We start from the raw sequence: 20262 nt of genomic DNA, 5'->3' as shown, positions 1-20262 counted from the left end.
GCCGGTGATTGCGGGGCAAGCCCGCTCCCACGTAGCCCGTGAATGGCGGGTAATCATTTGACGGCCCCGAACGAAAGCCCGCGCACCAGCTGCTTCTGGCTGACCCAGCCAAAAATCAGTATCGGCGCGCAGGCCAGGGTCGATACGGCCGAAAGCTTGGCCCAGAACAGCCCCTCGGGGCTGGAGTACGAGGCCACCAACGCCGTCAACGGCGCCGCAGCCGACGAGGTCAAGTTCAACGACCAGAACGCCTCGTTCCAGCACAGAATCAACGACAGCAACAAGGTCGAGGCCAGCCCGCCGCGGGCAATCGGCAACAGCACCCGCACGATCTCCTGCCAGGTGCCGGCCCCGTCCAGCCGCGCAGCCTCGAGGATGTCCACCGGGATATCCTTGAAGTAGGTGTACACCATCCACACCACGATCGGCAGGTTCACCAGGGTGTACACGATGATCAGCGCCAGGCGCGAATCCAGCAGGCCGAACTGCTTGGCCAGCAGGTAGATCGGCATCAACACCCCCACCGGCGGCAGCATCTTGGTCGACAGCATCCACAGCAGCGTGCGCTTGGTGTGGCGGCTTTCGAAAAACGCCATGGAATACGCCGCCGGCACCGCGATCAGCAGGCACAGCAGGGTTGCCGAAAACGAGATGAACACCGAGTTCCAGGCATAGGCGAAGTAGTCGCTGCGCTCGTTGATGTGCAGGTAGTTTTCCAGGGTCGGCACAAAGATGAACTGCGGCGGTGTGGCAAAGGCGTCCAGCTCGGTCTTGAAGCTGGTCAGCAGCATCCACAGGATCGGGAAGAACATCACCAGGGCGATGCCCCAGCACAACAGGCCCAGCAGCGTGTTGTGCAGCCGGCGGGTTTGCTTGAGTGTCGGCATGGCGGGCTCCTCAGCTGCGTTCGGTCAGGTTCTTGCCGATCATGCGTACCAGCACGATGGCGGCGATGTTGGCGATCAGCACGGCAATCAGCCCGCCCGCCGAGGCCATGCCCACGTCGAACTGCAGCAGTGCCTGGTTGTAGATCAGGTAGGCCAGGTTGGTGGACTCGAAACCCGGGCCGCCGCTGGTGGTGGTGAAAATCTCGGCGAATACCGACAGCAAGAAGATCGTCTCGATCATCACCACCACGGCAATCGGCCTGGCCAGGTGCGGCAGGGTCAGGTGCCAGAAGATCGCCAAGGGCCCGGCGCCATCCAGCCGCGCGGCTTCTTTTTGCTCCTGGTCCAGCGACTGCATGGCGGTCATCAGAATCAGAATGGCGAACGGCAGCCATTGCCATGACACGATCAGGATGATCGACAACAACGGGTGGTGCGCCAGCCAGTCCACGGGCTGTGCGCCGAACAGCCGCCACAGCGCGGCGAGAATGCCCGACACCGGGTGCAATATCAGGTTCTTCCACAGCAGCGCGCTGACCGTGGGCATGATGAAAAACGGCGAAATCAGCAGCACCCGCACCACGCCCCGGCCCCAGAACTCGCCGGCCTCGAGCAAAGCGGCAATCAGCACCCCCAGCACCACGCTGATGGCCAGCACGCTGGCTACCAGCACCAGGGTGTTGAGTGCGCCGGGCATGAAGCCTGGGTCGGTGACGAAGAAGCTGAAGTTCTCCAGGCCGACGAATTCGTTCTCGCCGGGGTACAGCAGGTTGTAGCGGATCAGCGAGAAATACAGGGTCATGCCCAGGGGCACGATCATCCACAACAGCAGCAGCGCCACCGAGGGGCTGACCAGAAACCAGCCGGGGCCGACGCGGCGTTTGCCGGGGCGTGCGCGGGCCTGGCTCGGGGTGTCGAGGGCCGTAGTGTTCATGGCGACTCCGATGTGATCAGTGCGGCGAAATGCGCCACGCCGGGGCAGGGCGTGGCAGGGTTTGGCTGCGGGCTACTTGGGGTAGCCGGCGCGCTTCATCTCGCGGGCGGTGGACTGCTGCGCGGCGGCCAGCGCCTGCTCCACGTCCATTTGCCCGGTAAGGGCGGCGGCGAACAGCTTGCCCACCTGGGTGCCGATGGCCTGGAACTCGGGGATGGTCACCAGCTGGATGCCCACATAGGGCACGGGCTTGAGGGTGGGGTGCTTGGGGTCCACGCGCTTGAGCGACTCAAGCGTCACCTTGGCAAACGGCGCGGCGGCCAGGTAGGCGTCGCTGTAGGTGGAGGCGCGGGTGCCCGGCGGCACGTTGGCCACGCCTTCTTTTTCGGCCACCAGCTTGCCGTAGGCCTCGGAGGTGGCCCAGGTGCTGAAGGCTTTGGCGGCGTCCTTGTGCTTGGCGCTGGTGGGGATCGCCAGCGCCCAGGAGTACAGCCACGAAGCCCCCTTGTCGGTGACTTCCTTGGGCGCGAAGGTGAAGCCCACCTGGTCGGCCACCTTGCTCTGGCTCTTGTCGGTGACGAACGAGCCGGCCACGCTGGCGTCCACCCACATGGCGCACTTGCCGCTATTGAACAGCGCCAGGTTTTCGTTGAAGCCGTTGCTCGAGGCGCCGGGCGGGCCGTACTGGGTCATGCTGCTGACGTAGAAGTTCAGCGCCTTCTGCCATTCGCTGGTGTCGAACTGCGGCTGCCATTTTTCATCGAACCAGCGCGCGCCGAAGGCGTTGGCCAGGGTGCCGATCAGCGCCATGTTCTCGCCCCAGCCGGCCTTGCCGCGCAGGCATATACCGTACTGGCCTTGGTCGGGGTGGTTGAGCTTGGCGGCGTATTCGGCCAGCTGGGTCCAGGTCGGCTGCTCGGGCATGCTCAAGCCGGCCTTGGCGAACAGGTCCTTGCGGTAATAGGTGATCGAGGCTTCGGCGTAGAAGGGCAGGGCGTACAGGGTGCCATTGGCCGACAGGCCTTCGCGCACCGAGGGGAACACGTCATCGAGGTTGTAATCGGCGGGCAGCTCGGTCATCGGCGCCAGCCAGCCCTTGGCGCCCCACAGCGCGGCTTCGTACATGCCGATGGTCAGCACGTCGAACTGCCCGCCCTGGGTGGCGATGTCGGTGGTCAGGCGCTGGCGCAGCACGTTTTCTTCCAGTACCACCCACTTCAGGCTGATGTCCGGGTGCTGCTGTTCGAACACCTTGGCCAGGCGCTGCATGCGGATCATGTCGTTGTTGTTGACCGTGGCGATGGTCAGGGTTTCGGCGGCCTGGGCGCTCAGCGCCAGGCCCAGGCAAGCGGCGGCCACACAGGCCTTGATCGAGTCGTTCATCATGAACTCCCTTACCGGGCCGGGGATGACGGCACGGAAGACATTATTGTTTTTGTGTCGCTCGCTACCGATTACAACCTTGTAGGACGCTGCCCACAAAGCCTTGCCTGCACATAGGCTGATACTTTTTTGCAGTGATGCGACCTCTGTGGGAGCGGGCTTGCCCGCGATACCGGCGCAGCCGGTGCCATCCATCGCGGGGCAAGCCTGCTCCCACGTCGTCATCCCAACCCCCGGCCATTCGCCAGAAACCCGCCCGCTCAAACCCGGTTCTGCTCGGTCAACCGCTGCGTCACCAGGCTGCGGTAACTTGAAGGCGTCATCCCCTTCAACTGCTGGAACCGCCGGTTGAAGTTGGACAAATTGCTGAACCCCGATTCAAAGCACACCTCGGTCACCGGCAGCTCGCCCTTGGCCAGCAGCTCGCACGACTTGCTCACCCGCAGCCGGTTGACGAATTCGACAAAGCCGCGCCCGGCGGCCTGTTTGAAGAACCGCGAAAAGTACGTGGTGGTCATGCCCAGGTGCTCGGCCACTTCGTGCTGGGTGAGGTCCTGGGCGTAGTGCTGGAAGATGTAGTCCACCGCCCGGTTGATGCGCTCGACGTTCAGCTCGTCGGCCAACTGCGAGGAGGTGACGGTAGACAGCAACTGGTAATCCTCGCAGGCCGCCAGCTGTTCCATCAGGATAAAAAAGTATCCCAGCCGGGTCATGCCGCGGCTGTCGGCGATGCGTTGCAGCAGCTGGCGGCTGTCGCGGATCAGCGCCGGGTCGCGAAACTCGATGCCATAGCGCGCCCGGGCCAGCAGCGGGGCCAGCTGGTGCAGTTCGGAGAACACCTGGCTGCCGTCCTCGAGCACCTCGTCGGTGAAGTTCACCAGCATGTCGCGCTTGCCCACCACCTCGTTCGGCGCCAGCTGGCTGATCCAGTTGTGCGGCAGGTTCGGCCCGGTGAGAAACAGCGTGTCGGGGGCGAAGTTGCCGATGTAGTCGCCGATGAACACCTTGCCGGCGCTGGCGACGATCAGGTGCAGCTCGTACTCCTTGTGAAAGTGCCAGCGCACCAGCGGGCTGGGGAAGCCGTGCTGGCGGTAGATCAGCGAATGGCCTTCATGGTCGTCCATCAACTCGTAGGACGGGTCGGTGGCTTTGCGCGTTCTGGGCATGGCGGCGGTGGGCTCCAAATGACCAGCCGTCATCCTAGCCCAAGCGGCAAGGCTGTGCAGGTACAGCGCCGGCGTCAAGGCCATGCGGTCCCTGTAGGAGCGGCTTTAGCCGCGAACACCGGCGCAGCCGGTGCCAGGCACCGCGTGGTCTGCTTCGCGGTGGTCGGACACTCCGGTAAACCCGCTCCCACAGGTACGCCGTTTGCTTCAGGCCTGTGTTGTACCTGTAGGAGCCGGCTTGCCGGCGATGAGGCCGGCACAACCAACACAAGACAGTTGCTCCTACAAGGTGCTGCAGCACTTACCAAGCCCACCCAACCAGCCCAATCTTGAAGGACGTTTCCCACGCAAACGTAGTCCATTTCCCAAAGGACCCATTTCCCCGCCAACCTCGTTGTAACCGCCGCCGCAACAGTTTTAGTCTCGCCCTGCTTGCCGCCCCCGGCACCCAAACCATCCGGCCAAGTGGCAAAAAAGGGGCCGCACACGGACCGTGCGGCCAGGCCTTAAGGCTTGGGTTGCCAAGCGGCGGCGAGCTCCAACTTTTCTCAACCGGCCAGGCCAGCCTTGGCTGGTAGCGCACACAACTCACAGGGGGTAGGCCATGGGCAATGACGATCAGTCGAAGGGCGAGGGCGGGCAGGGCATCGTGAGCCTGGTGCAATACGCCGGCAAGCGCGGCCCCCGCGATTGGGTACAGGCCATACCCGGCCTGCCCATCAAGGAGGTGCTGGAAGAAACCTCGATCATGCTGGGCTGCATCAGCACACTCACCCGCCAGGCGCTGCAAAAGCCCAGCGAAGCCAAGACCCTGATGCGCGCCACCTACTACCTCAGCGGCATGGCCAAGGCGATGATCCAGGGGCAATTGCCCGCAGTGCAGGGCAAGGACGAACGCTGAATAGCAGTTGCAACACCCTTTAAACCGCCTTCGGGTTACCGAAAGCGGTTTTTTTTATTCTCGCGATTTAGTGCTGGGTATGCCTGGCGGTCATTGTCTGTCGTACTTGGTTACTTTTGATGTGCGTATTTTCGGAAGCGTCCGACATGCAAGCGTTGTTCAAATCATTAAGTTGCGGGCTTTCTGACAGGGAGTTCGTAGCATGGCTTATCACGGATACATGACCCTCAAAGGCAATCGCCAAGGCCTTATCTCTGCTGGCTGCTCCAGCGAAGATTCCATCGGCAACAAGTGCCAGCTCAATCATCGGGATGAAATTGTGGTGCTGTCGTTCAACCACAACGTCGCAAACCCCACCAATGGATTACGCGGTGTTCACCAACCCGTGATGATCACCAAACCCATCGACAAGTCCACCCCCTTGCTCGCCCAGGCCGTGGATGGCCGCGAAGTGATCGACTGCGATATCCACCTGTACCGCACTCACGCAGCCGGCCACCGGGAAAAGTACTTCACGGTCAAGCTTGGCGGCGCCTTGATCGTGTCGCAGGAGCTGGATGTGCCCCATGCTGTACTGCTAACTGACCAGGATGCGGAAGAGCGCCTGTTCATCAGCTATCGCACCATCAGCTGGATCCACCATGCCGCCAGCACCAGCGGCCATGCGTCCTGGGGGGAGCAGCCATGAAGGCCTACGGTGACCGGCTGGACGAGGCGTACTGGGAGGTCAATGCCGCGGCCGCCCGGCTTATCAGCTATGGCTGCGGGCTGAGTGCCAGGCATTTGAAGGATCGGCGGTTGCGGATGCAGTTCAATCGTGAACTGGCTTATTACGCGCGGCGGGTTCTGGATGATGTGTCGGAGCGTAAGTTAAGTGCTGGTGATGCATTGATCGAACTACGGAACGAGCGAGATCGCTTATATGCACAGTCGAAACGCATTCTTTATCAGTCTTTTGGGGTGATTGGAGGTGTGGGCCAAATGGTAACCGGTGCGGGGATCTGTTATGGATCATTGGGTTGGGCATGTGGGCTCGCAGGGGCGCCGTTGATGGCGCACGGCGGGAACAATATATATGAGAACGTTCGTGGGTTGTACGAAGGGCGGAGTGATGTGAGTGGCCCGGTCAAAAAAGTTTATCAAGGCGCTGCCAAGGCGGTCGGGTATACCGAACGAGAAGGTACAGCAGCCTACTTGGCGAGCGATATAACCATGTCAGTAGGTGCCTTGTTTCGGAACGTGCCTAAGGTCGGGGCTTGGAAGCTTTTCAAATATAACAAGATGGATAAGGAGATTGCGGTTAGGCAGATGAGCAATTTTTCGCTCTATGTCGAAATGGGCGTGAATTGGGCAAGTGCTCAGCAGCTTGTGGAAACGTTGGATGATGAGTCTCGTTGAGTTTGTGTTGTTTGTTGTGGGTGATGTTGCTGTTACGTTGTTTTTGAGAAGGTTTTTTTTCTTCAAAGGCTGCGGTGGGTTCCGAGCCTTTCTCTTGAAAATCTTTACGATTGTGATGGTGGTGGTTTATGTCACCATCATCGGGGGAGGGGGCGTGATTTCTGTGGCGTTAAATAATGGGGGTGGTTATGTCCAGGAGTTGGTCGTTGTGCATGGGGGCTCATTTGTAATGGTCTTGTTTCACGCTTGGATAGCAGCTTGTCGATGAATAAAGCGTGATTCAGGAGTTATGGGTATAACCTCAAGTTGCTATGCGGGTCATTGTTTGTAAAGAGGGTGGTAAGTGAGTGCTTTGCTATTTTTGTTGTTTGCCCTTGCTGATCTCTTTGCCATGCTTTTCTTAAGGAAATACTTTTTCATGGATGGTGGAGGCGTAGTGCGGTATATGACTGCCTACGCTTTTGCCCTTGGGATGGGGTTGGTTTATATGGGGGTGATAAGAGGTAATGGGGTGATTTATGTTGATTTTGAGCGCAGTGATTCCGTTTATTTGGATTTGTTTCTTGTTCATGGTGTTGCGGTTGTGATGATTTACTTGCATGCATGGGCAACGCCTTCGCGATGGAAATAGCTTACAGTTTCGTCATTTTGAGGTGGCTTTTCGCGGGCGCTAAATCATGCCGCTGTGGAAACTTTCCTTCCTTAAGTAGATGTGTGAGTCTTAAATGCGAATCATGATTTTGACAAGGAAATGGCCGTGCGACAGATAGGCAAGCTGGGGGCAGCGGTAGAAATCACGACAAATGGCGCGAACGTTTATCAGTTTTATGACGAGTACAAAAAATGAGTTTCAATCAATTTATTTTGCTCGTGATGGTCGATGTGCCAGTAACGGTGCTGCTTCGACGTAAGTTATACACTCTGACGAGCGGCCTCTTGAGTAAGCTTGCGCTACATCTTTTCTCACTTCTGGCGGGCACCTTTTATGTGATTCTCCTGAAAGACGATGAGGTGTTTTATGTTGATGTCGGCCTTGATGGGGATTTTTACCGGAACCTGGTGATTGTAAATTCACTGATTTTTGCAATGGTGGTCTTTCATGCTTGGGCCATCTCGGCACCTTACGGCCGCAGCGCATTTCGCTGGGGTCGAAAATAAATCGATTTGAGGGCGTTCTGATGCTGATTGCCTATATTTTATTCTCGGTGGCAGCGCTAGCTGGCTCCCGCCTCCTTCGATGTGTTCTGACCAAGCGTGGAGAAGAAAAGCTGAGGCATGGGGCTGTAATTTTTTATAATTTCATATTTGCCTTTATGCATGTGATGGTTGTGGCGCAGGATAAGTACTTCTATGCCTATCGACGGCCTGCTGTTATGCAGGAGCATGCCTGGTTGTTTTGGTTTGCTTGGGCTTTTGTGGTACTCCATTTTATAGGGAGGTATAGAAATAATGATGTCAATTGTTTCCGCTGGAAAAGAGATATGGACCTTTTCAGGTGATCTTGGGGGTGGGGCTTGACTCCTTCAGTTTTTCTCATGCTTGTTTTTTTGGGGTTGTTTCTGCTCCAGTTCTTTCGTTACTTTTGGCCGGGGGCGGTTTCGCAGAGGTTAAAGGGTTCATCGGCTCCACTTACAACGTGGCCTTTGCGGTGTTCTACCACAGCGTTATATTTGGCACCCGCGAAGGCAGAATCTGGCCGCCTCAAGAGCTTATCGAATCGCACCCATGGATAGTTTGGCTGTCTATTCCACTCATCCTCTACCACTTCTGGATGATCCCTAGTCTCAACCCCTCTCGCCTACGCTTGCGCCGCAAATGGAACCCCACCTTCAAACGCCACAAATAACGCCCCACGCTTGGCGTCACCCGCTTTCTCGTGCTCTGATGGCAGCATCCACTCCCGAGGAATGCGCGCATGACCGAAGCCCAGCACTTCCCCAAGCAGCCATCCCCCCTTGGCACGGTATTGCTCACCTCCTACGACCACTTCGCCCACGAAAACATCATTGCCCACGCCCAGGCCGCGCAGGCGTTGCTGCACGGCGGGCAGATCGCAGCGTCCGTGGATGACGCCCGGCACCACCTGCACACCCTGACCCTGCTGCTCTCCGACGCCCCCGAAGAACCCCTGCTCAGCGCCAGCGCCGCGCAAAAGGGCTCCGTGCTGGGGCTGGTGGCACTGGGTTACCTGATCACCCACAGCGGCTTTGCAGCAAAGGCCCGGGAGATCGTCGGCAACGGGCAGGGGGTGATGCTGCTGAACATCACCGGCGAGGGTGATGAATTGCTGGCGCACCCGCAGCTGTTCGAAACCTGGGAATCCTACACCGCATACCTGCAGCCGCTGCTGGCCAGTGGCGAGGTGGCGTACGAGCGCATGTCCAGCTTCTCGTAGTCGGCTCGGCAACGCGGGGCCTGAAACGCCTGCAACCTGGCACCGGCTGCGCCGGTGTTCGCGGTGGTCCGGCACTCCGGCAAGCCCGCTCCCACATGCTACAGGCCGGCGCTGGTGGCGGCGCTGTCGTTCACCGCCACGGGCGGGTTGTTGCCGGCATTGCCCGGGCCGGTGTTGTTGGTACGGAAGGTCGGCAGCGCGGCGGAGTTGACATACTGCACGCCATCCCAGCCCGGCAGCGGCGTGGGCATCAGCTGGAACTGCCCGGGGTGCTCGATATCCCAGCGCAGCAGTATCGAGCTGACTTCATGCTGGGTGTTGTGGCAGTTCTGCATGTAGGTGCCGGCGAACTCGCGCAGCGAATGGCCATTTGCATCCGAGGAGTCGGCATCCGGGCCGATGCGGTACACGTCCTTGCGTACCCAAGTTCACCAGGGTCTGGTCACCGACAAAACCGTTGGTGTTGAACGGGTTGAACCACAGCTGGCCATTGGCATCCCAGGCCTTGTCGGCCACCAGCAGGTCGACGCCGTCCTGCAGCGCCTCGTTGCCGACTGGCGCGAAACCATGAGCACCCACAGGATCCACGACGACATGCTCGATTTCACCGCGCAGAACGGCTACAAGGGCAACGCGGTGATGATGCGGGTTGTAATGGCGCAGCATCAGCAGCTTGACCGGGAAGGGGGCAACGGTTGTGCCAACCGGCAAATGGCGCGAAGGCACATGTTTCAAGGGGGTGTACGGGTTTGAGCGGCGCTCGTTCCGGGCCCGGCCGCAAAGCTGGGGATAGACACCCACTCCTGGGTGGGGAATGCTGCCCTCACTTCAGCGCGCAAGGAGCCCCCATGGACCCGCTCTACCTCATCGCCCTCGGCGCCATCGTCGCAGGTTTCGTACAGGGCCTTTCCGGCTTTGCCTTCGGCATGGTGGCCATGTCGTTCTGGGCCTGGGGGCTGGAGCCGCGGGTGGCAGCGGTGCTGACCGTGTTCGGCAGCCTCACCGGCCAGCTGATTGCCGTGTTCAGCGTGCGCCGGGGGTTCAGTTGGGGGCTGCTGTGGCCGTTCGTGCTGGGCGGGCTGGCGGGCATCCCGTTGGGGGTGTGGGTGCTGCCCTACCTGGACATGCTCTGGTTCAAGGCGGTATTCGGCACCTTGCTGGTGGTGTGGTGCCCGCTGATGCTGCTGGCGCCGCGCCTGCCACGGCTGCGCGGCGGGCGCCTGGCCGATGGCGCGGTGGGCATGGTCGGCGGGGTGCTGGGCGGCATCGGCGGCTTCACCGGCACCGTGCCGACGCTCTGGTGCACCTTGCGCGGTTTTGAGCGCGACACCCAACGCGCGGTGATCCAGAACTTCAACCTGTCGATGCTCGCGGTGACCATGCTCACCTATCTCGGCAGCGGGCTGGTGACGGTCTCGTTGCTGCCGATGTTCGCCGTGGTGGCCCTGGCGATGCTGCTGCCGACGTTGCTGGGCACGCGGGTGTACCTGGGCATCAGTGAGGTGGCGTTCCGGCGCATCGTGCTCAGCCTGCTGACCCTGTCAGGTTTCGCAATGCTGGTGGTGGCCGTACCAGGCCTGCTGGCCCGGGGCTACAGCCCTCTGTAGGAGCCGGCTTGCCGGCAATAGGGCGCGTGCCGGTGACCAAGGGCCACAACCTTGTGATTACAGGGCCGGCCCCATCGCCGGCAAGCCGGCTCCTACAGGTAGCTGTGCAAGCAAGCGGGTACAGGCTTGCCCTGGCCTGCGGTTATTGGCACCCTTTGCCAGCCATTGCGTACACCAATTCAAGGAACCCCAAGGTGAGCTGGGAAAAAGTCGGTAAATCTCTCGTAGGCCTGCTGGTCGTGGTGGCAACCGCTGCCGTGCTCTACGCCGCGCTGCGCGAAGACGACAACCTTGAGGCGCGGCTCACCTACGCCCACCTCACCTACCCGGGCCAGTTCAACGAACGCATCAGCCAGGCCAACGAACTGCTCAAGTACGAACGCCTGCACGCGCGCATCAGTGGCATCAGCGCCGGCGGGCTCGACCACGGCCAGGTCGACCGCCTGGTGGACCTGGCCCAGGCACCTTACCTGCAGCTGTTCGCCCGGCCCTTCGAGGCCGGCCTGGTGGACCACCGCACCGGCCTGCTGATCGAGCTCACCAACCACCGCCAGGTGCCGGTCAAGGCCGTGACCATCCGCCTGCCGGCCAAAGGCCTGGTGCAGGTGCGTGACGATGCCGGCAACGACACCCTGGTGCAGGCCTCCACCAGCAGCGTCGAGATCCCGGCCATCGAGCCTGCGGGCACCAGCAAGGTCTGGGTGTACTTCGATGCCGACTACTCGCAGATCCGCCAGGGCGGCATCGGTATCCGCTACGCCGACGGCACGGCAGACATCCAGGTGTACCGCGAGGTGGTCGGCCTGCCCGCCTGGGTGGCGCGCTACAGCCGCGAGCTGATAGGCCTGCTGGCGGTGCTGGCGCTGGCCGTGCTCGCCCTGGGCTACCAGGCCACCACCCGCCGCCCAAACACCCGCCTCCTGTAGAAACCGGCTTGCCGGCGATAGGGCCTGGCCTGCAATAACAGGCTCCGGCGCCTACTTGTTATTGATGCACTACGACTGCACCACATAACGCACAGTGCGCAAGGTGCCCTGGCGGTCTTCGAAGGTTATCAGCCGCGGCACCACCTCGCAGTTGCGCGGGTCACCCGACTGGCGCACCAGGCGGGCGACGTCCAGCGGCATGCCATAGCGGTAGTCGACGATCTGCGGCACGGGTTTGCCGCGCCCGGCGGCATACGCCGCCACCGCCTGCTGGTGTTCGTCCAGCAACTGCTGCGAGCGTTGTTCGGTAAAACCGGTGGCGTGGGCCGAAAGGGACAGCGCCAGCAGCCTGCTTCGCGGGCAAGCCCGCTCCCACAGGGGCGTGCAAAGCGCTGGCCCGGCGCTGTACATATGGGGGCGTCTTTTTTGCCCGGGGCCCGGGCGGCATTGAGCTGGTATGCTCCTGCCCGACGCAGCGCAACGAGACCACCATGGCCCGGCCGAAAAAACAGCAAGCCCCTGAGCACGACATCAAGGACCTCATCGTCGACGCCGCGCTGCGGGTGATCCAGCAGGAGGGTGCGATGTGCGCCACCTACCGGCGCATCGCCAGCGAGGCCAAGGTGTCGCCGGGCACCATGACCTACCACTTCGACAGCATCGATGCGATCGTCGCCGCGGCCTTCGTCAAGATGACCCAGGGCATTGCCGGCCTGTACCTGCGCCAGTTGCAGGAGGCACGCGACATCGAGCATGCCCGGGAGTTGGTGGCCGACCTGATCTGCGGCGACTTGTGGAAGGCGTCGGGGCAGATGCTGCTGATCTTCGAGCTGTACACCTTCGTGTCGCGCAGGCCCGAATACCGCTACGTGATGGAAGACTGGATGGCGCTGTCGCGCCAAGCCTTGCTGATCCACTTCGATGAACGTGCGGCGCGGGCGGTGGATGCCTTGATCGAAGGCTTCACCATCCACAATGCGCTGGGCGATGTGGTGGTAGGGCGGGAGGAGATTCTGCGGTTGGTCAGGGCCGTGTCCTGAAGGCCGGCGCCATCCCCTGCAGGAGATCACACAGCCCTTCGGGCTGCGCTGTCGCGCAGTGAACAGGTCCCGCAGATGCGCCACGCCCCCCCCTGTGGGAAGCGGCCTCGTGTCGCGATGGGCTGCGCAGCAGCCCCGGCAATTTTGCATGAGGCCGAGGCCTTGGGGCCGCTTCGCGCCCCATCTCGACCGGACGGCGCCCCGGCAAGGCCGCTTCCCACGGGAATCGCGTTAAATCAATGAGTTGTAGTTTGTTCTATGAGAGCCGGCTTGCCGGCGATGAGGCCGGGCCTGCTGTGCTGAGGCGGCTGGCCCTATCGCTGGCAAGCCAGCTCCTATACTGACCGCGCAGGGCTGCTTTGTTGCGGCGCTTGCTGCAACGCCGAGGCCACCACGAATGCCAGCGCCACCAGCGTCAACACTGGCAGCATCGCCAGGCGCAGGCCAAAATGCTCGCCGATGAACCCCAGCAACGGCGGTCCCACCAGAAACGCCAGGTACCCCGCAGTCGCCGCCAGGCGCACCCGTTGGTCGCTGTATGCGCCGCTTTCGCCCGCCGCCGAGATCGCCAGCGGGAAGCCTAGCGAAGCCCCGATGCCCCACAGCATCACGGCGGCTGCCGCCACCCACTGCACATCGCAGAACACCACCAGCGCCAGGCTCGCCGCGCCCACCAGCGCGCTGGCACGCAAGGTGAGCGTGCGGCCAAAGCGCTGCACCACCGGCGCCCCGGCAAAACGCCCCAGAGTCATGCCGACGGTGAACACCAGGTAGATCAGCGTGCCGGTGGTCTCGGCGAAGCCATGGCCATCGATCATCAACAGCGGCAACCAGTCGTTCGCCGCGCCTTCTGCCAGGGCCATGGCCAGCACCACGAAGGCGATCAGCAACAGGCGCCGGTCGCCCAGCAGTGCTGCCCAGCTGAAGTCAGCGTCCGCGCTCGCCAGTTGCTCGTCAGTCGCCCGTTCGCTGGCTCGCGGCGCATGCGCGGCCAGCACCACCACGGCCAGCGCCGACAACAGCGCGGCAGCGCCCAGGTGTAAGGCCAGCGGTATCGCCTGGGCAGTCATGGCCATGCCCGCCAACGCCCCCACCAGAGTGCCGAGGCTGAAGAAACCATGCAGGGTGGTCATGATCGGCTGGCCAATCTCGCGTTCTACCGCCGCGCCCTCGATGTTCACCGCAATATCCGCAACGCCCATGCCCATGCCGTAGGCGAATAGCCCGGCAAAGGCCAGCAGGGCGCTGTCCAGCTCGCTGCCAGCGGCCAGCACCAGCAACCCGGCCGACAGCCCGAGCAGGCCCCAGCGCATGACCCGGTGGGCGCCAAACCGCCCGACCAGCTTGCCGGCGCCAAGAATGCCGCACATGGCACCGGCCGAAAAACCGAACAGGATCATCCCCATCTGTTCGGTGGAAGCCTGCAGGCCATCGCGCAGGGCCGGGGTGCGGGTAACCCAGCTGGCCAGGGTCAGCCCTGGCAGCAGGAACAGCAGGTAAAGCGCATGACGCGCCCAACGGGTGGTAGCAGCAGGTGGCATCGGAACGCTCGCAAATGATGGGCCGTACGTATGTACGAATAAATCGTACGGGCGTACGACGTGCGGGTCAATGCAAGCCCGCTGTATCCGGTGCGTTCAGTTGGGGAACAGGTCGTCGACCGGGGCCAGCCTGGCCAACCTGGCCTGCAATTCGTCAATCTGCTGCTGGTGGCGGGCAATGCGCGCGCGGTGGTGGTCGATTTGCGCCTGCAGTTGGCGTGGGTCATCGCCGTCATCGGTGGGCGAGGCAAGCTGGGCCAGCTTTTTCGACAGCGCGATTTTCTTGTCCGCCTCCTGCCGTGCACCCGGGGCCATATGGTCGAGCAGGGCGTGCAGGTCGTCGGCCGAGCTGATGGTGAGGAAGGCGTCCTCGGGCTGCAGGTAAACCACCGACTTCTTGTTGCGGCGCAACAGTTCGATGACGTTGCTCAAGGTACCGGGGCTCTTGCAGTCCCACACCATCAGGCCGAAGTCGCAGTCCTCGGCCATGCGCAGGTCTTTGGCCGTGTACAGCGCGCGCCCTCTGGCGTTGGCCGGCGGCACCACGTTCACCTGTGGCCAGCCACCGATGTTGTGGCGTGGCGCCGGGCCGCTGCAGTACAGGCGCACGGCGTCATAGCTGTGGCTTTTGAAGTAGCGCTGCACGGCGCTGTCGACACCGGAGGCGTCGCCTACCAGCACCTGCAACTGCGAGGTGCGGATGTTGTCCAGCCGCGCCTCGACCTGCGGGCCAAGGCGCTTGAGGGTGATGGAGCCGGAGATGAACACCCGCTGCATTAGTGTCTCCGTGTCAGGGCGACGACCGAAATGCTGCGGATGCTAGCGCATTCGCGCAGGGCGGTACAGGCAGCCTGCAGCGAGGCGCCGGTGTCGAACAGGTCGTCGATCAGCAGCACGTCGCAAGGCCCTTGCAGGGTGTCGTTGACGCTGAAGCAATCGGCCAGCGCCTCGATCCGCGCCTGGTAGCCGTCGAGGTCTTTCATCATGCCGGTGCTCCAGGCCTTGACCAGTACCTGGTCGTGGTAGGCGATGCCCATCAGTTGCGCCACCCGGCGTGCCACTTCGTGAACAGGCTGACGGTCACGACGGCGGCTGGCCGGCATCGGTATCACCACATCGAAACGCCGCCCGGCCAAGGCGGTGACTACGGCACGCGCGAGCATCTCGACCTGGCTGAAATCGTCGCGGTACTTGAGCTGGAACACCGACTCGCCGATGGCGGTGCGTACGGTGTCGAACTGCATGTAGCCCTGTTCGTTGTGGCCGATGGGGGTGCTGCTGATGGTGTGTTTGTCGAGGCTGATGCCGTAGTTCCAGAGCAGGCAGGGCGGGAGTTGCTGGATAGTCATGAAGCGCTTCCTTGTCTGTCAGACGATGATGGGCCGCCTGTAAGCGGAAGCCTCATGTTGCGTCGGAGCAGCGGCGTTGCAGAGTTCATGCTTTCCGTTTTCGCTGTAGGACGTTTCCTAGAAAGCGTGCGCGGTCAGTCGGCACCGGGCAGCACCGACCTTGCAATGCAGTCCTTGCAGTTGATCACCAACTCGTCGGGCCTGGCCTGCACATGCACCAGCAGCGAGCCACAAGCGGGGCAGCCGTACTCCACGCAGCCTGGCAGGGCCTTCAGGTAGTCGGCGAGCTGGCGCTCGGTGCCGTGGTCGTCATGCTTGAGCAGCAGCCCGTGCAGTGTCTTGCACAGGCCCGAGCGCGGGCGCCTGGTGCTGTTTCTGTTCCAGTGCTTGAAGCGCCACTGTTCTTCGGTGGCTCTTTGCTCATAGCGCAACAGGTTGTTCGGCAGGGTATTCGAAGCCTGCGTCTTGCTGATGCCGGCCCTGCTGGCATAGGTTACGGCGTTGTTCACCGCCGTTGTCACCAGGGCCCACAGTTGGCAGACGGGCCTGACCTTGACCAGCTCGCCAATCACTTAGCGGCTTTTTTTCCACGGATGCAGCGGCATGTCGTGCTCGTCGCAGCGGGCTTGCAAAAAGCTGTAGACCTCCTCGACTGCCAACGCCTCGATGGCTTCGGCAAGTGCTTCTCGCCAGGCCGGCAGCGGGCCGCATGACAGTTCATCGTGTAGCGCGATAAACCTGCGTCGCCAGCTTATCCCACCCGCAGCCAGATCGCCGAGGCGTCGTCGCTCATCTTGAACCGCGGGTAGCGCAGGCAGGCGGCGTCGTCCTGCTCGATGCCGCGCAGGGTGCGCGCCAGGTCGTCGAGCCCGTGTTCCAGCAAGCGTTCGATGAAGCTTGCCGGGGTGTAGGCCTGGTAGGTGTCGAACAGTGCGGCAAAGCCGTCGCTCATCAGCAGCACGTCATCGCCCCGGGCCACGGGCGCGCGGCTGTAGAGGGTGCCGGCGCGGGACTGTTGCGGGTCGACCCCCAGCACTGCGCGCGGTCGTTCGCGTGCGGCGCGGCGGTCGGCCAGCACGGCCGGGGTGCGCACGCCGTGGGCGCCGGTGCCGGGCCCCAGGGCTGCGGCTTCGGCGCGTTCGGCCTCGCGGTCCGGCTCCGGGGTGAGAAAGGCGATGCCGCCGGCGCTGCGGTGCAGCACCACGCAGTCTGCCAGGTGCGCGCAGACCAGTTGCCCGCCTTCCAGGGCCACGGCGGCGAAGGCGGCGCGGGGCAGTTCCCAAAGTGCCAGTGGTTCGCGCTGGCGGTCCTGCTCATAGTCGCGGGCGAGGTGGTCGAACACTTGTTCGCAGATGCCTTGCAGCGGGCCTGCCGCATTGGCGAAGGCGCGCTGGGCGGCGCTGGCCAGCCACGCGGCGCCGCCTCGCTCGCCGAGCAGGCCGGGTTCGCCCAGGTCGGTGGCACCGTCGATGACCCAGGCGTGGTTATTGGCGCAGCCGATGCGGTCGTCGTTGGGCACGTTGCGTTTGCCGGCCAGGCTCAGGGTCTGGATCAGGTCGAAATGCATGGGGCTCTCCGGGGGGGCTGGTTTTTTTCGGCATGAGGGGGCGACCTTGAAGGTTTAGGCTTCGGGCGTCAAACGGTTGGTTGGTTGTAGGAGCCGGCTTGCCGGCGGTGAGGCCCTTGCGGGCGGCTTATATCTTGTGGTGTACGCTGTTTGATCTGTTTGATCTGCTGATATTTGCATTGGTTGGTTTTGAAAGTTGTATGCGCATTCATTATTTTTAGTGACGCTTATTCACCTTTCCGCCCTTACGGCGGCTTACTTTTGTCTTGGCAAAAGTAAGCAAAACCGCTCGCTCCCATCATCCGGCCCCCTGCGCTGCGCTCCGGGGGTACCCTCACTCCGGGCTTGCTCCGGGGGGACGCGCCGACGGGCCGTCCCTGGCCCGATCGGCGCTCGACCGGCATCCATGCCGGTCGCCCCCCTACGCAATCCCTGCGTTCGGCCTCCTGAAGTCGCGAAGTTAGTGGCGGCGCCTGGGAGTACGCAGCTCGGTCGCTAGTTGCCACCGTGGGAACTCAGGATTTAATCGCGGGGCAAGCCCGCTCTCACGCTTGAATTTGGTACGCACAACTAACGTGGGAGCGGGCTTGACCCGCGATGGCGTCAGAACAAACAACACATCAATAACAATCAAACCCACATCCCAGCTCTTGATCTGGCTCTTGATCTGGCTCTTGATCTTGCTTCTAAGCGCGCGGTAGTTCAGGCAACACAAATCGCGACTTCAGGAGGCCGAGCGTAGGGATTGCGTAGGAGGGCGACCGGCATGGATGCCGGTCGAGCGCCGATCGGGCCAGGGACGGCCCGTCGGCGCGTACCTCCGGAGCAAGCCCGGAGCGAGGGAACCCCCGAAGCGCAGCGTAGGGGGCCGGATGATGGGAGCAGGGCGGCTTTGGTTACTTTGGCCGGGGGCGCCGAGCCGCGACCAAAGTAACCCGCCGTAAGGGCGGAAAGGTGACGAAAAGCGCTCATCGTCAATGAATGCGCATACATCTCCAAAAGCAATCACCCTAAAGCCCCGAACCCGAACCCGAACCCGAACCCGAACCCGAACCCGAACCCGAACCCGAACCCAAACCCAAAAATCATCCCCCAATCAACTCCGTATTACGCCCCGCCTGTATGGCAATCCAAAACCGCGCAATCCCGTGGGTAGTAGTGGGCTTGATCCCCGTCAACTGCTCCACCAGCTTCAACCGATACACCAGCGTCTGCCGATGAATCCCAAGGTCCAGCGCCGTGGCCTTCCAGTTCCCGTCGTTATCGAGAAAAGTCATCAGCGTCCCCAGCAAGGCAGCCCCCTGGCTCCGGTCATGCTCGATCAACGGCCCAAGATAGCGCCCCACCAAAGCCCGCGCCTCGGCCAGCGACTTGGGCGCCATGATCAGCCCCGTCTCCGCCTCACCATAACGCAGCACCGCAGCGCCCACCTCACTGGCCTGGGCCAGGGCCAACCGCGCCTGCCGCGCACTCTCGCGAAACCCGGTGGCCGTGGCGATGGCGCCGCTTACCCCGATCAGCGTGCCGCTGCCCAGGCTCGCCCGCAGCGCCTCGAAGGCATGCGCGTCATCCCGGCTGATCGCCAGCAGCAAACCGTTGTCGGCCAGCAGCAACGGGCAGGCACCGTGCAGGGCAGGGGCCTGGTGCACGGCGTCGGCGCTCCATGGCCCGTCGTCACCCGGGCGGATCGCCAGGCTCACCAAACTGCCCGTCAGGCCCCGACGCTCCAGCAGCGGCCGGGCCAGGGCGAACTCGGTCTCGCTATCCAGCAGGCTGCGCAGCAGCGCCGCGCCTTCCTCGCGCTGCTGGTCGCGGTGAATCATCAAACGCTCAAGCTCCACCCCCAGCAACCCCACCAGCGAACGCACCAGGATCGAGTCATCTGGCGAACGCCGCGCCCGCCGGCCCATCGCCAGGTTGGCCCGGGTGCGCCCGCCGATGGCGATGCGCTCGACCTGCTCACTATGCTGGCCAGGGTGGCTGGCAACCATCGGCGCGCCACTGACGGCGTCCTCGATGGCCAGCTCCAGCCCAAGGGTGTCGGCCAGGATCGCCAGCCGGCCGGCCATGTCCGGCGCCTTGCGCAGCGCATCGGCGTAGGTCTGGAACAACCGCTCGCTGGCATTGAAGCGCTCGCGCTGGGCCTGCAGCACGCTCTCGATCACATAGTGCGACAGCTTGACGAACTCAAGCTCAAAGCTCGCCTGCAACACTGGGAACATCAGGCGCTCGGCCGCGTCCAGCAGGGCCTGGGACAGCGCCGGGGCATCAGGGCGCGGGGCCACCACCAACGCGCTGGGGTTGCTCTGCACCAGTTGCTCCAGCCACGCCACCTGTTCAAGCGGGTCAGCCGGCAAGCCCACACCGGTGGTCATCACCAGGTCGCCCGGTGACACCCAGCGCCACGGGTCGGGCAGGTCGACGGCGTGGGCCCAGGTAATCAGCCGGCCGGTGCCGCAAAGGCCGGCCACCGGCTGCAGCTTGAGCAGGTCGATGGCGATAAGGTCCTGGACCGTGAGCATGGCGCTAGTTCTCGTTGGGCGGCGTTGGCCGCCCATGATCGCAGAGCTGCGCGCCGCGTGCGATAGCGCCGGCCAGGGCGAGAATCAATCTGCCGAGCTGCGCTCGAACTGCTCGCTGAAGCTCTTGGAGAACCCGCTGACGAAGCCCTTGGCGAAGGGGTAGGCGAAATGCGCCAGTACCGCGACGATCAGCAACGGTACTACCACCCCGACAAGCCCGCCCTGACGCCTGGCAGAGCGCCACAGGCCGACCAGTTGCCAGGTGACCAGCACCAGGCCTGCGCAGATGATCAGCAGCCCGATCAGGCCTGCCGTCATGGGGTCGGCCGAGGCATCGAAGATGAGCGCCTGCAGCGGGCTGGTCGCGACGATGAACAACAGGCAGAGGGCAACGCCGTTGAGCAGGAAGGTGCGCGCCAGGGACAGCTCGCCGCGCCAGTGGCGAGCGATGTAGCTGCGTTGCGGGGCGGCGGCTGACGGGGCGTTGTAGGGTCGGTCCATGAGGCGTGGCTTCCTTCTTTGAGAGGCGGGCAGGGTAGCATTTTGCCCGCACCCTGTAGGAGCCGGCTTGCCGGCGATGAGGCCAGAACGGTCAGCACAAGGCCTGGCCGGCTGCGCCGGATCGCCGGCACAGGCGAATGCTGGC

Annotated in this window: 24 protein-coding genes and 1 pseudogene; 12 read left to right on the top strand and 13 right to left on the bottom strand. The window is 62.9% G+C overall.

The features are described from left to right. Positions 1-53: 53 nt before the first annotated feature. The 4 genes from KSS93_RS19380 to KSS93_RS19365 all read right to left on the bottom strand — a co-directional run bounded on the left by KSS93_RS19380 (position 54) and on the right by KSS93_RS19365 (position 4370). Positions 54-887 (bottom strand): carbohydrate ABC transporter permease, encoded by an 834-nt coding sequence (locus tag KSS93_RS19380; RefSeq protein WP_217839280.1) that lies wholly within the window; start codon positions 885-887, stop codon positions 54-56. A 10-nt stretch (positions 888-897) separates the two neighbouring features. After that, complete coding sequence (locus tag KSS93_RS19375) at positions 898-1821, bottom strand: carbohydrate ABC transporter permease (protein ID WP_217885564.1); 924 nt, start codon at positions 1819-1821, stop codon at positions 898-900. A 72-nt stretch (positions 1822-1893) separates the two neighbouring features. Beyond that, positions 1894-3204: an ABC transporter substrate-binding protein gene (locus KSS93_RS19370; RefSeq protein WP_217885563.1), complete on the bottom strand. Its 1311-nt coding sequence runs from the start codon at positions 3202-3204 to the stop codon at positions 1894-1896. A 260-nt stretch (positions 3205-3464) separates the two neighbouring features. Further along, on the bottom strand, positions 3465-4370 hold the full coding sequence (locus KSS93_RS19365; protein ID WP_217839277.1) for an AraC family transcriptional regulator: 906 nt from the start codon (positions 4368-4370) through the stop codon (positions 3465-3467). A 604-nt stretch (positions 4371-4974) separates the two neighbouring features. Between KSS93_RS19365 and KSS93_RS19360 the strand changes: the two genes are divergently transcribed. From KSS93_RS19360 to KSS93_RS19325, 8 genes are all read left to right on the top strand, one after another. Next, positions 4975-5271, top strand: coding sequence for a DUF3077 domain-containing protein (locus KSS93_RS19360; RefSeq protein ID WP_217885562.1), 297 nt, complete (start codon positions 4975-4977; stop codon positions 5269-5271). Positions 5272-5473: 202 nt separating this feature from the next. Further along, positions 5474-5959, top strand: coding sequence for an Hcp family type VI secretion system effector (locus tag KSS93_RS19355; protein ID WP_217885561.1), 486 nt, complete (start codon positions 5474-5476; stop codon positions 5957-5959). Then, positions 5956-6669 (top strand): DUF4225 domain-containing protein, encoded by a 714-nt coding sequence (locus tag KSS93_RS19350; protein ID WP_217885560.1) that lies wholly within the window; start codon positions 5956-5958, stop codon positions 6667-6669. Before KSS93_RS19355 ends, KSS93_RS19350 begins: the two co-directional genes overlap by 4 nt. After that, positions 6653-6937 carry a hypothetical protein gene (locus tag KSS93_RS19345; RefSeq protein ID WP_217885559.1) on the top strand — a complete coding sequence of 95 codons (285 nt, stop codon included), beginning with the start codon at positions 6653-6655 and terminating at the stop codon, positions 6935-6937. Before KSS93_RS19350 ends, KSS93_RS19345 begins: the two co-directional genes overlap by 17 nt. A gap of 75 nt (positions 6938-7012) precedes the next feature. After that, the gene (locus tag KSS93_RS19340) at positions 7013-7300 is read left to right on the top strand and encodes a hypothetical protein (RefSeq protein WP_217885558.1); all 288 of its coding nucleotides are present in this window, start codon (positions 7013-7015) and stop codon (positions 7298-7300) included. Positions 7301-7512: 212 nt separating this feature from the next. Further along, positions 7513-7827 carry a hypothetical protein gene (locus tag KSS93_RS19335; RefSeq protein ID WP_217839271.1) on the top strand — a complete coding sequence of 105 codons (315 nt, stop codon included), beginning with the start codon at positions 7513-7515 and terminating at the stop codon, positions 7825-7827. A 20-nt stretch (positions 7828-7847) separates the two neighbouring features. Continuing rightward, the gene (locus KSS93_RS19330) at positions 7848-8168 is read left to right on the top strand and encodes a hypothetical protein (RefSeq protein ID WP_217885557.1); all 321 of its coding nucleotides are present in this window, start codon (positions 7848-7850) and stop codon (positions 8166-8168) included. A 416-nt stretch (positions 8169-8584) separates the two neighbouring features. Further along, on the top strand, positions 8585-9064 hold the full coding sequence (locus KSS93_RS19325) for a hypothetical protein (RefSeq protein ID WP_217839269.1): 480 nt from the start codon (positions 8585-8587) through the stop codon (positions 9062-9064). 98 nt (positions 9065-9162) lie between these two features. Here KSS93_RS19325 and KSS93_RS19320 read toward each other — a convergent pair. Next, positions 9163-9489 (bottom strand): annotated as a pseudogene (locus KSS93_RS19320) (cupredoxin domain-containing protein); the annotation flags it as partial. Here KSS93_RS19320 and KSS93_RS19315 point away from each other — a divergent pair. From KSS93_RS19315 to KSS93_RS19305, 3 genes are all read left to right on the top strand, one after another. Continuing rightward, positions 9479-9817: a hypothetical protein gene (locus KSS93_RS19315; RefSeq protein WP_217888814.1), complete on the top strand. Its 339-nt coding sequence runs from the start codon at positions 9479-9481 to the stop codon at positions 9815-9817. The pseudogene KSS93_RS19320 and the gene KSS93_RS19315 sit on opposite strands and share 11 nt — an antisense overlap. Positions 9818-9912: 95 nt before the next feature. Next, positions 9913-10671 (top strand): sulfite exporter TauE/SafE family protein, encoded by a 759-nt coding sequence (locus tag KSS93_RS19310; protein ID WP_217885556.1) that lies wholly within the window; start codon positions 9913-9915, stop codon positions 10669-10671. A gap of 194 nt (positions 10672-10865) precedes the next feature. Beyond that, on the top strand, positions 10866-11597 hold the full coding sequence (locus KSS93_RS19305; protein ID WP_217885555.1) for a hypothetical protein: 732 nt from the start codon (positions 10866-10868) through the stop codon (positions 11595-11597). A 69-nt stretch (positions 11598-11666) separates the two neighbouring features. Here KSS93_RS19305 and KSS93_RS19300 read toward each other — a convergent pair whose 3' ends face one another. Continuing rightward, positions 11667-12008, bottom strand: a complete 342-nt coding sequence (locus KSS93_RS19300; protein WP_217885554.1) for a DUF2790 domain-containing protein — start codon at positions 12006-12008, stop codon at positions 11667-11669. A gap of 80 nt (positions 12009-12088) precedes the next feature. Between KSS93_RS19300 and KSS93_RS19295 the strand changes: the two genes are divergently transcribed. Further along, positions 12089-12637: a TetR/AcrR family transcriptional regulator gene (locus tag KSS93_RS19295; protein ID WP_217885553.1), complete on the top strand. Its 549-nt coding sequence runs from the start codon at positions 12089-12091 to the stop codon at positions 12635-12637. 335 nt (positions 12638-12972) lie between these two features. On the opposite strand, the gene KSS93_RS19290 is transcribed toward KSS93_RS19295, so the two are convergent. The 7 genes from KSS93_RS19290 to KSS93_RS19260 all read right to left on the bottom strand — a co-directional run bounded on the left by KSS93_RS19290 (position 12973) and on the right by KSS93_RS19260 (position 20117). Continuing rightward, complete coding sequence (locus tag KSS93_RS19290; protein WP_217885552.1) at positions 12973-14178, bottom strand: MFS transporter; 1206 nt, start codon at positions 14176-14178, stop codon at positions 12973-12975. 96 nt (positions 14179-14274) lie between these two features. Beyond that, the gene (locus tag KSS93_RS19285) at positions 14275-14955 is read right to left on the bottom strand and encodes a hypothetical protein (RefSeq protein ID WP_217885551.1); all 681 of its coding nucleotides are present in this window, start codon (positions 14953-14955) and stop codon (positions 14275-14277) included. Beyond that, positions 14955-15527 (bottom strand): ComF family protein, encoded by a 573-nt coding sequence (locus tag KSS93_RS19280; protein ID WP_217885550.1) that lies wholly within the window; start codon positions 15525-15527, stop codon positions 14955-14957. The genes KSS93_RS19285 and KSS93_RS19280 overlap by 1 nt, the downstream gene beginning before the upstream one ends. 134 nt (positions 15528-15661) lie before the next feature. Continuing rightward, complete coding sequence (locus KSS93_RS19275) at positions 15662-16036, bottom strand: hypothetical protein (protein WP_217885549.1); 375 nt, start codon at positions 16034-16036, stop codon at positions 15662-15664. A 242-nt stretch (positions 16037-16278) separates the two neighbouring features. Next, positions 16279-17094: a protein phosphatase 2C domain-containing protein gene (locus tag KSS93_RS19270; protein ID WP_217885548.1), complete on the bottom strand. Its 816-nt coding sequence runs from the start codon at positions 17092-17094 to the stop codon at positions 16279-16281. A 1085-nt stretch (positions 17095-18179) separates the two neighbouring features. Continuing rightward, positions 18180-19616, bottom strand: coding sequence for a PucR family transcriptional regulator (locus tag KSS93_RS19265; RefSeq protein ID WP_217885547.1), 1437 nt, complete (start codon positions 19614-19616; stop codon positions 18180-18182). A gap of 84 nt (positions 19617-19700) precedes the next feature. Further along, positions 19701-20117: a hypothetical protein gene (locus KSS93_RS19260; protein ID WP_217885546.1), complete on the bottom strand. Its 417-nt coding sequence runs from the start codon at positions 20115-20117 to the stop codon at positions 19701-19703. Positions 20118-20262: the final 145 nt, after the last annotated feature.

Source organism: Pseudomonas xanthosomatis, from assembly GCF_019139835.1.
Lineage (GTDB): Bacteria > Pseudomonadota > Gammaproteobacteria > Pseudomonadales > Pseudomonadaceae > Aquipseudomonas > Aquipseudomonas fakonensis.
Note: the sequence above shows the minus strand (reverse complement) of the source record. Positions and strands in the feature narration are given on the sequence as shown.